Here is a 13937-nt window from a genome sequence, read left to right on the forward strand (position 1 = left end):
TAAATTTAAATATTATTAACTGACCAGATTGCAGGTTGCTCAACCAAGTACAGCAAAAAGTCTGTCAGTGCTTTCATTTTTTATCTGTTGCTATTGCAGAGCTGTTTTCTTCTTTAATCAATATTTTGGCCAAGAACAGCCCAAGTTCAAACAACAGCCACATTGGAAATGCTAGCATCAGCATCGATACACCATCAGGCGGTGTGACGACTGCTGCTACCGCAAAGCAGCCGACGATGATATAACGACGCTTATCTTCTAAGCTCTGAATGGAGACGATGCCAGCTAATATCAACAGTAAAGTAACCACAGGAATCTCAAAGGTCAGCCCAAAAACCATAAAAAGCTTTAAAGCAAAGCTCAAATAACTGTCGATGTCTGTCATCGGTAGGACGTTTTGCGGGGCAAACATGATAAAGAACTTAAGCACCCCTTTGAGTACAATAAAGTAAGAAAAAGCCACCCCTGCATAGAATAAAATGATAGAAGATAGCAGCACTGGAATAGCGACTTTCTTTTCTTTTTTATACAGACCTGGCGCCACAAATGACCAAATTTGATACAAGATATAAGGCATTGCCACAAAGGCGGCAACAAATATCGTTAAGCGTATCGGCGCCATAAAGTTAGATGTGATATCCGTCGCAATCATAGTCGAGTTGGCAGGCAACTGAGCGACTAACGGGTCCGATAAAAAATTATATAGCTCGCGTGAAAAACCAACCAAAGCTAAAAATATCACCAGTACTGCCACGCATATCTTAATAAGATGCTTGCGTAGGTCAATTAAATGCTCAGTGATGGGCATATCGCCGAGTGAGCTTAGTATGTCGCCAGAGTTGTCATCACCATTGTTAATCGTATCTGATGCGCTTGTGTCTTCTAAGCCTGCATTAGCGACTTTTTCTTGACGGCTTTTTTTGCGTTTAAACAAATCCATCAGTTGGTCTCCTGTGTATTGACAGAAGCCTGTGTGTTGGAGTGGCTGTGCAACGGACTGTTTAGCAGTATATCTGCTTTGTAGTTGGGTAAGTACGGCGGTGCAGGTAGGCGACGCGCTTTATCATAATCACCAAGACGAAACCACATATTCTCCCAAGGCTTGGTCATGGCAGGTTGAACAATGCTTTCTGCAGGGTCATTAGATTGAATGCATTGACTGTCTAGGCTTTCAGTCTCGTTACTATCAGCGGCGTCTGATATAGAGCCTTGCTGAGCGTCTTTTGTATCGCCAGTATCACCGTAAGCGTAATCAAACTCTTTTGGGGCAGAGGCTAGCTTGTTACTTACGCTATTTTCGTTCTCTGCAGTATGTTTGGAGGTGTCAACACTATTAGCGCTATCATGTGCTGCTTTTAGCGTTTGGTTCTGCGAAGACTCAAACTCTTGCATGCTGCCGCGCATTTCTGCCATCTCGCGCCTCATCTCCGCCTCAGTCTGACGAATTTTGGCCAGCTCCTTTTGCATCTGTTGCCGAGTTTCTGCCAAGTCCAATTCAGCCTCTATTTCAGACTGCAGAGTAGAGACCGTACGACGAATTTTGGCATACCATTGCCCAGCCGTACGCGCAGCTTGTGGCAGCTTTTCAGGACCTAAGACAATCAAGGCAATAACGCCAAAAAGCAATAATTCAGAAAACCCAATATCAAACATAAGAGTTGGTTATCACTATCTAGATGCTAGCAGTATTATACCCAGCACTATACTCGGTATTATCAAAGGTGCTTATCGTCAACAGAAGTCGTACTGATATCACTCTCGTTGACCTTGTCGGTCGTTGGGCGAGTGGTTGTCTTTGCATTGCCATCATGGTCGAGTACCACATGCTTTTTAGCATGCTCGGCATTTTCGTCCTTGACTGCTTCTTTAAAACCTTTGACAGCACCGCCTAAATCTTTGCCGGCATTTCTAAGCTTTGAGGTGCCAAATACGACCACCACAACAACCAGTAATATCAGCCAATGCGTAATAGAAAAACTGCCCATAATGGTATCCTTAATGTCCAAAGTTTCTGAGTGTTAATGCCTTGGTTTATCGTCTATTTATCAGTGCGTTTATTTTATAGAATATTGATCTATTTAACAAAAAATCCAGATGTCAGCATGACCTTCATCAGTTTGACATTGAAAAGCGTTATTATAACCTGCCATTGTGTCAAAATGGTAAAAGCAATAATAATGAGACAAAGTAAATCCTGACTTTACGATATCGCACCTTGGCTTTTCTGTTTTACTGCCTTCACTTTACGATACGATAGCACTAGACAGCATTAATAGTTATCGAGCTGCTTTTTCATCAATACCAGATAAACCAAAACGCCGACCCAACTCATTTAATACTGTGTCTGATTCGATATCGAACCAGGCTAGACCCACTAGAGTATGGAACCAAACATCAGCCACTTCATATATGAGCTCATGACGTGCCTCATCATATTGTTCTTTGTCAGTATATTCATCACAATGGGCAAAGTCTTTGGCAGCGATGATACTTTCTGTACTCTCTTCGCCAACTTTTTCTAATATTTTATTCAAACCCTTTGCATATAGGCTTGCCACATAAGAGCTGTCGGCATTAGCTTGTTTGCGTTCAGCCAACACCCGATCTAACTGCTGTAAAATTGATTTTTCATTGCCTTGGTTTTCAATAGCTGTAGCGTCAGCGTTAGCGGTATTATTTGTGTTTAAATCGTTAGACTGCAGGTCAGATTGAGCCGCTTTATTTGACTGATAAATGTCAGCAGGGTCTTTTAGTATCTTATCAACGGTTTGCCATTCAGGCGTTGGACCTGACAATTCCAATCGCTGATAAAAACAGGATTCGCGACCAGTATGACACGCGATGCCGCCCGCCTGAGTGACACTCAATACAATCACATCTGCGTCACAATCTAGGCGAATGTCATGTACCGTCTGCGTATGACCTGACGACTCACCTTTATGCCATAACTTAGCGCGTGAACGTGAAAAGTAAACAGCCGTCTTTGTCTCTGCGGTTAATTGTAGCGCTTCGCTGTTCATCCAAGCCATCATGAGAATACGACCAGACTCATGATCTTGAGCAATCGCAGGAATTAAACCATCAGCATTAAATTTTATAGTGGCAAGCCAAGCAGGTAGAGTCATAATATGTTTGTCGTCTTATAGAAATAAAATTAAGTAATAGAGGCGAATCAGCTGTTGCCGTTCCGAAGCGTGTAAAGCGGTTAATACCAATGTCATAAAATCATTGTTCACTTAACCAAGCACAGCAATCATAAAGCACTTGTATTCATTACTAGGGAAGTTATGAGCTGTATTACAGCCTAAATAGATGCGGGTATAGCGCTTCTTTGATAGTGCTATCAAGGCCAGTGACTTTATTCAAACGAAAGTCATAATTGACGAAATGCTGACGCGCTTTTGCCACTACTTCGCCCGTATGCATACGGGTGATTTTAATCAACAGGTTTCCGCCATTATCATACAACGGCTCAACGCCTACCTCAAACAGCAACTCTTCACGCGCTCGTACACGACTGCCAATACTGAGATGCAGCTCGTCGACAATGAGACCTTGATGGTCGGCGTTGACTTCTTGAATACCTTTAGCGTATAAAAACCTCAGCCGCGCCTCACAGAGTAACGCTGTCAGTGCTTCAAGCGTTACATGTTGAGCCCCGTCGATTTCAGTATTGCGCACGCGCATTACCGTTTCAAATACAAACAGGCCGTCGTCAAACTCTAGCTTTTGATTTGACACGTTGTCTCCTAGATTGACTGCAGGTGATGAGGTCTGCTAATCATGCTGTAGGGTAGCAGGGTCATAACCGATTAAAACTGTACGATATAAGGTCAGTTAATAAGATAAACGGTGTTTATTATCGATGTTTATATAAAAGCAAACCCTAGCCTATACTTAAGCACAGCTTGGGTTGACATTCAATCTATTTGCGAGCAAATCTAAAACTTTATGGAGGTTTCACTGAGTCCTTGATAAGTCGGCTTGTGTTCTTGAGCTGACTTTACTGGGTAATAGAACGTGGCTAAAACTTTCCTTGGCAAATCAGCACATTATTTGCTAAAATAACGCCTCCCACCTCGAGGCAAATAGAGGTTTAGTGGTTGTTTTTAAAGCTACTATTCGTTATTTACTATTTGACGACCAGGTTCTATCAAAGACAAAGAGGCAAATCATCATGAAAGTTAAGATGAAAACCAGAAGCGGTGCAGCTAAACGCTTCAAAAAAACAGCGAACGGCTTTAAGCGTAAGCAAGCATTCAAAAGCCATATCTTGACCAAGAAATCAGCTAAGCGTATTCGCCAGTTGCGCGGTCTAAAGATGGTGGACAAATCTGACGAAGCAGCAGTTCGTCGCATGTGCCCATACCTCTAGTCGACTATCGTCATTTTTTTAATCAAGCGCTTTTTAATTAATAAATAGCGACTGGATTAAAAAACACATGACTTTGCAATCTGATAACGATGTCTATTATTCAATGACATCGTGATTCGTTTAATAATGATTAAAATATCTTGGAGTAATTTATGGCCCGTGTAAAACGTGGTGTACAGGCGAATCGCCGTCACAAAAAAATCTTAAAGCGCGCAAAAGGCTACTACGGTGCCCGTTCACGTGTTTACCGCGTAGCGGTACAGGCAGTGACCAAAGCTGGTCAATATGCTTATCGTGACCGTCGCAACAAAAAACGTACTTTCCGTCGCCTTTGGATTGCACGTATCAATGCTGGTGCACGCTTAAACGGCTTAAGCTATAGCCGCTTTATCAATGGCATGAAAAAAGCTAACATTGCAATCGATCGTCGCGTACTTGCTGACATCGCTATGCATGACGCAGCTACTTTCACAGCATTGGTCGAAAAAGCAAAAGCGGAACTAGCATAAATATTAACCATCCTTTAGGATAGTCTGCTTGCCAAGTGCTTATTTATAAGTAATTTTTCTAAGTGGTTATCTATATGGATAGGGATAATATTGATTAATAGGTCGATATTAATAAAAGCTACCGCTGGTCGGTGGCTTTTTTTATATTAAATTATTCTATAGCTTATTCATTAGCGCTTAGAATAGTAGCGCATAATATAAAAATACTTGTTTTGAGAGTACATCTCTAACCGTCTAAATATTCAAGTCATTCATATAGCAGTCTTTATGTCGCTTTCTTTTAGGATAAAAGAGCAAATGGTTTGCAATATTTGGTCAAATCCCTACAATTACCAATCACTATTATTAATAGTCTGTCTAAATCAGGAAGAATGCGTCTTATGACTACCCCTGCTGCCACCATCGATTTGTCGGCGCTACCGACCTTGTCCTCAGAGCTCAGTGAGTTAAATGAAGCTCAGCTAACTGAGTTTGCCAGTGCCGCTGAAGCCTTAATCTTACAAGTCAATGATGTACGCTTATTACAAGATTTGCGTGTGCAACTGACGGGTAAAAAGAGCCCCTTAACTGGCTGGTCAAAGCAGATGGGTAAACTTAGCGCTGATGATAAAAAGACTTACGGTGGCTGGTTACATCAAGTCCGTAGCCGTATTCAAGAAGCGTTAACAGCGCAGCAGCAGCAATTAGAAGTCGCGGCATTAAATGCCAAGCTTGAAGCTGAAAGTATCGATATTACCTTGCCTGCCCGCGGTGGTCATAAAGGCCATTTGCATCCAGTGACCATGATTACCCAGCGTATGCAGCAGTATTTCATACAAGCGGGTTTCAATGTAGCAACTGGTCCTGAAGTTGAGAGCGATTACTATAACTTTGAAGCACTCAATATTCCCTCGCATCATCCTGCACGTGCGATGCATGATACGTTTTATTTTGATGCGCACTATTTATTACGTACGCATACCAGTCCGGTGCAAATTCGTACCATGGAAAAGAATGAACCACCAATTCGTATCATTTGTCCCGGTCGCGTCTATCGTAATGACTCGGATCAAACGCATTCGCCGATGTTTCATCAGCTAGAAGGGCTCATGGTTACTGAGTCGAGTACCTTTGCTGAGCTAAAAGGCTTGATTAGTGAGTTCTTAGAAGCATTCTTTGCCAAAGAATTGACCGTTCGTTTCCGTCCGTCATTCTTCCCATTTACTGAGCCTTCTGCTGAAGTAGATATCCTCGATGATAATGGCAAATGGCTTGAGGTCATGGGCTGCGGCATGGTGCATCCACAAGTATTGACCAATTGCGGTATTGATAGCGATAAATACACGGGCTTTGCTTTTGGCATGGGTATTGAACGCTTTGCGATGTTGTATTACGGTATCGATGATTTGCGCCTGTTTTTCCAAAACGACGTACGCTTCTTAAAACAGTTTGGCTAGAACTTGTCTTATTAATATGACAGGTGCTCCTTGTTGATACAACAAGTTGATTCGCCAACCTTCAATCCAAAATCTTTATTATAAAATTCTGATCCGAGATATTTATGAAAATTAGCGAACAGTGGCTACGTCAGTGGGTAAATCCAAACAATAGCAGTGAGCAATTGGCCGAACAACTCACGATGGCAGGGCTTGAGATTGACGATCGCTTTGCGGTTGCCCGTGCCTTTAGTGGTGTGGTCGTCGGTGAAGTCATTAGCGTTGAGCAACATCCAGATGCTGATAAGCTGCGCGTCACGCAGGTTAATATTGGTGCCGCTGAGCCGCTACAAATTGTTTGCGGTGCGCCCAATGTGACTGTCGGTATGAAAGCACCCGTTGCTACCGTTGGTGCCGTATTGCCAAGTGATGACAAGAAAGGCTTTAAAATTAAAAATGGCAACCTACGCGGTGTGGCATCTAATGGTATGCTTTGCGGTGCCTCTGAAATTGATTTGGTTGACGATATCGATGGTCTGCTTGAGCTACCAGCTGATGCGCCAGTCGGTACTGATATCCGTGAATACTTAGGCTTAGACAATCAGATATTGGATATCTCCATCACCCCAAACCGTGGTGACTGTTTTAGCGTCCGCGGTATTGCGCGCGAGATATCAGTCATCAATGATTTACCGATGCAAATGCCCGAGATTCCTGCCAATCTAGCAGCTACTGATAACAGCGCAACACCAGCGGTGACAGTGAATGCGGTTGAGGCTTGCCCACGCTATTTACTACAGTCGATTAGCAATATTGATCGTAGCATCGATACACCAAAGTGGATGCAAGATGCGCTAGTCCATTCAGGGCTACGTTCACACAACTTCTTGGTTGATGTGACTAACTATGTGTTGATGGAATTGGGTCAGCCGTTACATGCGTTTGATGCCGATACCATTGTTGGTGATATCGTCGTACGTTTGGCAGAGCCTAGCGAGACCATTACCTTATTAAATGAGCAAACCATTACTTTAACCGGTGATGAATTGGTCATTGCTGATGATAAAAGTGCACTTGCACTTGCCGGAATTATGGGCGGTCAGCGTAGTAGCGTGACTGATAGCACGACCAATATTGTATTAGAGAGTGCTTTCTTTAGCCCATTGGCTATTGCTGCGCGCGCACGCCGTTTTGGTTTGCATACCGACGCCTCACAACGTTTTGAGCGTGGCGTGGACTTTGAATTACCAGAGTTAGCGTTGGCACGTGCTACTGACTTGATTACCAGTGTCACGGGCTCTCAAGCAGGGCAAATAGTAAAAGCAGAAAGTAGCGATAACCTGCCAGCACGTGCGCCCATTACCTTGCCAATTACTAAAGTTCGTGATGTCATCGGTATTGAGATTGAACCAGCAGTGATGGTGCGTATCTTGAATCAATTAGGCTTTGCAGTAGAACAGCAAGCGGATAGCCTTATTTGTACACCGCCATCATATCGCTTTGATATGAGTATCAAAGAAGACCTCATCGAAGAGATTGCCCGTATCTATGGCTATGACAATATTCCAAGCGTCTTGCCACATTTGCAAGTCAGTATGGATTATGAGGATACCGCAGACTTGACACATGAAATGAAGCTGGCATTGGTCAATAATGGTTATATGGAAGCAATCAGCTTTAGCTTCAGTGATGCAAAAATAGAAGCATTGCTCGATGATAAAGCACTAGGGGAAGTGTTGGCACTGGCCAATCCTATCTCAAGTGACTTGGCGGTGATGCGCCGTACTCTATTATCGAGTTTATTGCCTTGTGTGCAATACAACCTCAATCGTCAGCAGCCACGTGTCCGTTTCTTTGAGACGGGTCTAAGTTTTGTCGGTCAAAGCATTAGTGATTTGGTACAAACGCCTAGTATTGCTTTGGTAGCAGTCGGTAATGTTTGGGACGAGCAAGCGTATCAAAATCGTGCGTTAGACTTTTATGACCTCAAAAACGACATTGAGCAGTTGTTACCTGCACAAATCGACAGTGCGCGTATCCGCTATGAGCGTAGTGCGCTTGCTTTCTTGCATCCGGGGCAGAGTGCCAAACTCTATATCGATGATGAGTATGTCGGTTGGTTGGGTCAACTGCATCCTAACACGGCTAAACAGTTGGATCTGCCAGCCACGTGGGTTGCTCAATTATCACTGGCACCTTTACTGGCCCTCGTGCGTGAGCAACATGCCATTACTACCCCAGGTAAATTTCCACAAGTACGTCGCGATATCGCCATCTTGGTAGACAGCGACATCAGCTTACAGAGATTAGAGTCAACGATACGTGCTGCGGCAGGTGAGCTGTTGACTGATTTATGGCTATTTGATGTTTACCAAGGCGATAAAGTACCGACCGGTCAGCGTTCACTAGCTTTTGCTCTAGTATGGCAGGACAGCACGCAGACATTATCTGATGAAGCAGTGAAAACTGCCACTGATAAGGTGGTACAAGCACTAACCGAGCAGCACTCTGCCCAGTTGCGCGATAGCTAATATTTAATACTGACAATAAACAATGCTCTGTAGCCTCATAGGTGGCGCTACAGAGCATTGCTATTTATAAAAATTATTATTCTCTAGAGTTTTTATTGATAAAACAAGTTAAGTGGTTATTAATAAAGGATTTAATTTAGACTTTATTAAAAAAGGTGACAAAAAACCTTTATAATAACCAACATCAACCCTCATACCGCTAAACCATGATATTCGACATCACGACATAGCATAGGAGTCGTACTGTGAGCACCTTAACCAAATCTGACATGATTGAGCATTTGATGAGTCATCTTAACCTAACACGCCAAGAAGGCCGTTGTTTGGTAGAGAATTTCTTTGATGAATTGTCAGAGAGTTTGATTGACGGCAAAGAGGTCAAGCTTTCAGGCTTTGGCAACTTTGAGCTTAAAGATAAAAATAGCCGTCCTGGGCGTAATCCAAAGACTGGTGAGCCTGTTGCTGTGTCTGCGCGCCGCGTGGTCACCTTTAAAACGGGACAAAAATTTCGTCAACAGGTTGATGAGCGATTATTTGATGCCTAAAGCAGAACATATTTGTTTGCATTAATGATAGGCACGCGACGTTTTTTTAGACTTAAACATGTCGAGGTTTAAATATGTGCAAACGTAGGTGCTTTTGGCTGCTCTGTGATTACTCTAAGAGTATAAGAGCATTCAACGGTTCAAAAGATAAGTGATGGCTGGCTTACCTATGCATAAGGAGGTCAGTGGATATCATGCATTGGCTTGTCACTGATTCACTATCATAAATTGCAGGCATAAAAAAAGAGAGCATAGGCTCTCTTTTTTTTACTACAGTGTTTATTGTATAAACAATAAATTACTGAGCTTCTTCAACTACAACAACTTCGTCAGCTGCGTCTACAGCAGCAGTATCAGTTTCGCTAGCTACGTCTACGCTAGTAGTAGTACCGTCTACAGGAACTTCAGCGTCCATTTCGTCGGTAGCAGTCGCAGCTTGTGCTTCAGCGATGTCAGCTTCAGCATCAGCAACAGCAGCTTCAGCGTCAGCAGAAACAACTTCGCCTTCAGCAGCAGCTTCGTTTAGCTCTTCAGAAGCATCTTGCACTTCTTCTTGCGCGTCAGATAAATCTTCAGCAGCGTTTTCAGTGTTACTGTCACAGGCAGTTAGGCCCATAGATGCAGTCATGATACCAGCAAGAGCAAGTAATTTAAGATTCATAGTATTTTCTCCGGAAAAATGAAATGAGCAGTAGCAGCAACAAAGGTCGAAGTCCGAGATGTCTCAGAGTTCAACTAGTCTTAGTTACAGCTACTCAGCTTTCACGCATTCTATATGGTTTCTTTCTAAATGGAAAGAGGCTGTACAATTAAGTAACAATAAAAATTGTAAAATTAATTTTACATTTGACGTTTATTATAACTATTAATACAACAAGCCATATTTATATACGTATAATCGATAAAACAGAGCCATTTTAAGAGCTTAGCAGCCATTTTGATGTCTGTTATCTGTTGAAATCGTGTGACTTATTTTTATTAAATTTAATAAAGATGATGCAAAATAGGCATTAATACTATAGGTCATGTTCTCGATTCAATCGATCATGTTCTAAAGAGGCTAAAAAATGGCTCACGTATGAACCATAAAATCAAGGGATTGATATCGCACTATATCGAAGTCTTATAATACAAATAGTTATGTAATTATTATGTTTGAAGGAGAAGGTTATGAAATGGCAAGGTAGAAGAGGTAGCTCCAACGTTCGCTCTAGTAAAGGCGGCGGCAAGATGATTGGTGGCGGTATCGGTGGTATTATTATCGCAGGTATTTTGTGGTTGGTTTTTGGCGTCAATCCGATGACGGCTTTACAAACAGGTCAGGTCGTAGCAGGCGGAGGAAGTAGTGGCAGCGCCACCGAACCTGCCACTGCGACGGATCGTGATACCCAGTTTGTAAAAGTGGTATTAGCCGATACAGAAGAAGTTTGGCATCAGATATTTAATGAAGCAGGCAGCACTTATAAAGAACCATCATTGATTTTGTTTAACGGTCAAGTCAGCTCAGCTTGTGGTAGTGCCAGTTCTGCAACAGGACCGTTTTACTGTCCGGGCGATCAGACAGTGTATCTAGATACGTCTTTTTTCGTAGAAATGCGTCAAAATCTTGGTATCGCAGGTGATCAGCAGGGTTCAGGTAGTCAAGATAACGAAGGTAAGGCAGGTGACTTTGCACAAGCTTATGTCATCTCGCATGAGGTCGGTCATCATGTGCAAACCCTATTAGGTATCACGCAACAAGTGGGTGAAGCCAGTCGTCAAGTTACCCGTGCAGAGGCCAATAAATTATCGGTGTTACAGGAGCTACAAGCGGACTGCTTCGCTGGTGTTTGGGCGCAGCGTAATCAAGAGCGTGTACAGTTTTTAGAAGCGGGCGATATCGATGAAGCCATCAATGCTGCTGGTCAAATCGGTGATGATCGTTTAGCACGTGCGAGTGGTGGTGCGGTAGTGCCTGATAACTTTACGCATGGTACTAGCCAACAGCGTGTGCAATGGTTCACACGTGGTTTAGAGAGTGGCAACGTGCAATCTTGCGATACGTTTAGCGGTGCTTTGTAAAATTTATTTTTAGTTATAAAAACATTCAAGCACAAAAAAGCCTGCAATCAATTGCAGGCCTTTCTTTAGCTATCTAAAGGACAGCGATATAAATAAGTTATCTGGTCTGGTCTAGGATATATGCACCAGCGCCACCAACTGCAGCACCACCAAGTGCGCCACGAGCGATGTCTTTACTGTCGCCACCACTTCTGATAAGTGCACCAGCAGCAGCACCAGCAGCAGCACCTTTAGCGGTGTTGTTCAAACCAGTGTTGTATCCGTTAGTTGCACAGCCACCCATGATAAGTGCTGAGCTAGTAAGAGCAGTCATTGCAATCGTTTTAGCAAGTTTCATATTATCACCTATTAAGTCATCCAATTTAAAATACAACACCTTTAAAATACAATCTTTATGATATTTTCTAAGTATGTTCCACTACTGCCAATAATAGCCCGTTATCGATAGCCAACGCGTAGTAGAAACGCTAAGCTTTACAAGTGAGATGTAAACGATGTTTCCACACTGTATCGTTGGTAGGGCTTATGATGAGGATTATTGTATTTCCCTCAATAGTAGGCTAACTGATATTGTCTAACCTGTAAACAGCAAAAAGACCGCCTGAGGGCAGTCTTCATGGTATATATATAGTTAATAACTAATCAAAAACTATGATGCTGAGTGAGAAATGATAAGTAGTGCTGAGTAAATATAGCTCAGCGCTACGCAAATTAATTCTGTGATTTACGCTTCATTTGCTCAAAGAATTCATCGTTGGTCTTCGCTTCTTTTAGACGGTCTAACAAGAACTCAGTCGCTTGGACGCCATCCATCGGCTGTAGCAATTTACGTAAAATCCAAACCTTACGCAGTTTGTCTTCATCGAGTAGACGTTCTTCACGACGTGTACCAGATTTTTTGATATTAATTGCTGGGAAAACGCGTTTTTCGGCCAAATCACGTTCAAGCGTGATTTCTTGGTTGCCCGTACCTTTGAATTCTTCAAAGATAACGCTGTCCATCTTACTGCCCGTATCGATAAGCGCACTGGCAATAATGGTCAAGCTGCCACCTTCTTCGACGTTACGTGCTGCACCGAAGAAACGCTTCGGACGCTCAAGGGCGTTGGCGTCTAGACCACCGGTCAATACTTTGCCTGATGACGGGATAACGGTGTTATAGGCGCGAGCAAGACGGGTAATAGAGTCAAGTAAAATGACCACGTCTTGCTTATGTTCAACCAAACGTTTGGCTTTTTCGATGACCATTTCAGCCACTTGCACATGACGCTGTGGTGGCTCATCAAAGGTCGAAGCAACCACTTCACCGCGTACCGTACGCTCCATCTCGGTCACTTCTTCTGGGCGCTCATCAATCAGTAGAACGATTAGATAGCATTCAGGATTGTTACGAGTGATTGACTGTGCGATCGTTTGTAGCAGCATCGTTTTACCAGCTTTTGGCGGTGCGACGATGATAGAGCGCTGACCTTTACCAATCGGGGCAATCAGGTCAATAATACGACCAGTCAAGTCTTCGGTGGTACCATTACCAAGCTCAAGCTTTAACTGCTCTGTTGGAAATAATGGCGTTAAGTTTTCAAAGATAAGCTTATGGCGTGAGCGGTCTGGCGTATCAAAGTTGATTTCACCGACCTTTAATAGCGCAAAATAACGCTCAGAATCTTTTGGTGGGCGAATCGTGCCAGCAATACTATCGCCAGTCTTTAAGCTAAAGCGGCGAATTTGGCTAGGGCTGACATAGATATCATCAGGGCCTGCTAAATAAGAGCCTTCTGATGAGCGCAAAAAGCCAAAACCATCAGGAAGAACCTCAAGCACGCCGTCGCCATAAATGGCTTCACCGTTACGAGCATGGGTTTTAAGAATAGCAAAAACGATGTCTTGTTTACGGCTACGCGCCATATTATCAAGTCCCATTTCTTTGGCAATGGCCAAGAGCTCAGAGATTGATTTTTTCTTTAATTCAGTAAGATTCATAGATAGGTCATTAGCAAGTGATCAGATGAGAGATGCCATTAGCAGCACAAGTCACGACATTGATTAAAACAACGACAGTATGGCGATAGAGGGTGCGTGCACAGAGCGAGAATTTATGTAGTTTGGGTGTTGCATGTCAGCTTATGTACGCGTGGCAATGATAGCGTGCACGGCAATAAGAAGTAATGATAAAGAAGACCACATAAGAGTCTGCGTCAAAAACTCAATATCAGTAATTGTGTTTAGTCATTTCGTTCAGTAATGGTGTTTATAATGACGATTGTGTTTTTGTTGATAAACACGAGGAGAATAGCGACAAGATACTTAGGAAAACCGTTAGTTTTCTCTTGTCAGCAGACTATACGGTCTTCACAATGGCATTGTCAATAAATTTTGCCAAAAAAGTTGTATAATTGAGCTTTTTGCATAAAAAACAAGCAAAAAACCATTATCTCAGTCGGATAATGGTTTTTTTGACTAGACTGTTGGTATTGCAAGTCCATTACTTTATAAAGCGGCTC

The 13937-nt window shown here is 42.9% G+C and carries 14 protein-coding genes; 6 read left to right on the forward strand and 8 right to left on the reverse strand.

Annotated features, from left to right (window positions below; genetic code table 11):
• Positions 1–73 precede the first annotated feature (73 nt).
• The 5 genes from tatC to QL919_RS08800 form a co-directional block, all read right to left on the reverse strand.
• The gene (gene tatC, locus QL919_RS08780) at positions 74–940 is read right to left on the reverse strand and encodes a twin-arginine translocase subunit TatC (RefSeq protein WP_290189174.1); all 867 of its coding nucleotides are present in this window, start codon (positions 938–940) and stop codon (positions 74–76) included.
• Positions 940–1653, reverse strand: coding sequence for a Sec-independent protein translocase protein TatB (tatB, locus tag QL919_RS08785; protein ID WP_290189175.1), 714 nt, complete (start codon positions 1651–1653; stop codon positions 940–942). The genes tatC and tatB overlap by 1 nt, the downstream gene beginning before the upstream one ends.
• Positions 1654–1715: 62 nt before the next feature.
• Entirely contained in the window at positions 1716–1985 is a 270-nt protein-coding gene (gene tatA, locus QL919_RS08790; protein WP_290189176.1) for a Sec-independent protein translocase subunit TatA, read from the reverse strand.
• 291 nt (positions 1986–2276) lie between these two features.
• Complete coding sequence (hisIE, locus tag QL919_RS08795; protein WP_290189177.1) at positions 2277–3125, reverse strand: bifunctional phosphoribosyl-AMP cyclohydrolase/phosphoribosyl-ATP diphosphatase HisIE; 849 nt, start codon at positions 3123–3125, stop codon at positions 2277–2279.
• A gap of 172 nt (positions 3126–3297) precedes the next feature.
• Positions 3298–3741, reverse strand: coding sequence for a thioesterase family protein (locus QL919_RS08800; protein ID WP_290189178.1), 444 nt, complete (start codon positions 3739–3741; stop codon positions 3298–3300).
• 436 nt (positions 3742–4177) lie between these two features.
• Here QL919_RS08800 and rpmI point away from each other — a divergent pair, with 436 nt between their 5' ends.
• From rpmI to QL919_RS08825, 5 genes are all read left to right on the forward strand, one after another.
• Entirely contained in the window at positions 4178–4375 is a 198-nt protein-coding gene (gene rpmI / locus QL919_RS08805; protein WP_192523947.1) for a 50S ribosomal protein L35, read from the forward strand.
• A 152-nt stretch (positions 4376–4527) separates the two neighbouring features.
• Positions 4528–4884: a 50S ribosomal protein L20 gene (gene rplT / locus QL919_RS08810; protein ID WP_011281252.1), complete on the forward strand. Its 357-nt coding sequence runs from the start codon at positions 4528–4530 to the stop codon at positions 4882–4884.
• Between the two features lie 380 nt (positions 4885–5264).
• Entirely contained in the window at positions 5265–6320 is a 1056-nt protein-coding gene (pheS, locus tag QL919_RS08815; RefSeq protein ID WP_201632650.1) for a phenylalanine--tRNA ligase subunit alpha, read from the forward strand.
• Between the two features lie 104 nt (positions 6321–6424).
• Positions 6425–8830, forward strand: coding sequence for a phenylalanine--tRNA ligase subunit beta (gene pheT, locus QL919_RS08820; RefSeq protein WP_290189179.1), 2406 nt, complete (start codon positions 6425–6427; stop codon positions 8828–8830).
• A gap of 245 nt (positions 8831–9075) precedes the next feature.
• Entirely contained in the window at positions 9076–9375 is a 300-nt protein-coding gene (locus tag QL919_RS08825) for an integration host factor subunit alpha (protein WP_110923573.1), read from the forward strand.
• Between the two features lie 298 nt (positions 9376–9673).
• On the opposite strand, the gene QL919_RS08830 is transcribed toward QL919_RS08825, so the two are convergent.
• Entirely contained in the window at positions 9674–10036 is a 363-nt protein-coding gene (locus QL919_RS08830; RefSeq protein ID WP_201599614.1) for a hypothetical protein, read from the reverse strand.
• 509 nt (positions 10037–10545) lie between these two features.
• Here QL919_RS08830 and QL919_RS08835 point away from each other — a divergent pair.
• Positions 10546–11436 (forward strand): neutral zinc metallopeptidase, encoded by an 891-nt coding sequence (locus QL919_RS08835; RefSeq protein ID WP_290189180.1) that lies wholly within the window; start codon positions 10546–10548, stop codon positions 11434–11436.
• Between the two features lie 97 nt (positions 11437–11533).
• On the opposite strand, the gene QL919_RS08840 is transcribed toward QL919_RS08835, so the two are convergent.
• Positions 11534–11773: a hypothetical protein gene (locus QL919_RS08840; protein ID WP_290189181.1), complete on the reverse strand. Its 240-nt coding sequence runs from the start codon at positions 11771–11773 to the stop codon at positions 11534–11536.
• A 374-nt stretch (positions 11774–12147) separates the two neighbouring features.
• Positions 12148–13416 (reverse strand): transcription termination factor Rho, encoded by a 1269-nt coding sequence (gene rho / locus QL919_RS08845; RefSeq protein ID WP_290189182.1) that lies wholly within the window; start codon positions 13414–13416, stop codon positions 12148–12150.
• Positions 13417–13937 lie beyond the last annotated feature (521 nt).

The organism is Psychrobacter sp. APC 3426 (genome assembly GCF_030408035.1).
Classification (GTDB): domain Bacteria; phylum Pseudomonadota; class Gammaproteobacteria; order Pseudomonadales; family Moraxellaceae; genus Psychrobacter.

What these genes read in the sequence shown, in the direction of transcription:
- rpmI (WP_192523947.1), top strand. Translation starts at nt 4,178, where the DNA reads ATGAAAGTTAAGATGAAAACCAGAAGCGGTGCAGCTAAACGCTTCAAA.
- tatA (WP_290189176.1), bottom strand. Translation starts at nt 1,985, where the DNA reads ATGGGCAGTTTTTCTATTACGCATTGGCTGATATTACTGGTTGTTGTG.
- QL919_RS08840 (WP_290189181.1), bottom strand. Translation starts at nt 11,773, where the DNA reads ATGAAACTTGCTAAAACGATTGCAATGACTGCTCTTACTAGCTCAGCA.
- pheS (WP_201632650.1), top strand. Translation starts at nt 5,265, where the DNA reads ATGACTACCCCTGCTGCCACCATCGATTTGTCGGCGCTACCGACCTTG.
- rplT (WP_011281252.1), top strand. Translation starts at nt 4,528, where the DNA reads ATGGCCCGTGTAAAACGTGGTGTACAGGCGAATCGCCGTCACAAAAAA.
- rho (WP_290189182.1), bottom strand. Translation starts at nt 13,416, where the DNA reads ATGAATCTTACTGAATTAAAGAAAAAATCAATCTCTGAGCTCTTGGCC.
- tatC (WP_290189174.1), bottom strand. Translation starts at nt 940, where the DNA reads ATGGATTTGTTTAAACGCAAAAAAAGCCGTCAAGAAAAAGTCGCTAAT.
- hisIE (WP_290189177.1), bottom strand. Translation starts at nt 3,125, where the DNA reads ATGACTCTACCTGCTTGGCTTGCCACTATAAAATTTAATGCTGATGGT.
- pheT (WP_290189179.1), top strand. Translation starts at nt 6,425, where the DNA reads ATGAAAATTAGCGAACAGTGGCTACGTCAGTGGGTAAATCCAAACAAT.
- QL919_RS08835 (WP_290189180.1), top strand. Translation starts at nt 10,546, where the DNA reads ATGAAATGGCAAGGTAGAAGAGGTAGCTCCAACGTTCGCTCTAGTAAA.
- tatB (WP_290189175.1), bottom strand. Translation starts at nt 1,653, where the DNA reads ATGTTTGATATTGGGTTTTCTGAATTATTGCTTTTTGGCGTTATTGCC.
- QL919_RS08830 (WP_201599614.1), bottom strand. Translation starts at nt 10,036, where the DNA reads ATGAATCTTAAATTACTTGCTCTTGCTGGTATCATGACTGCATCTATG.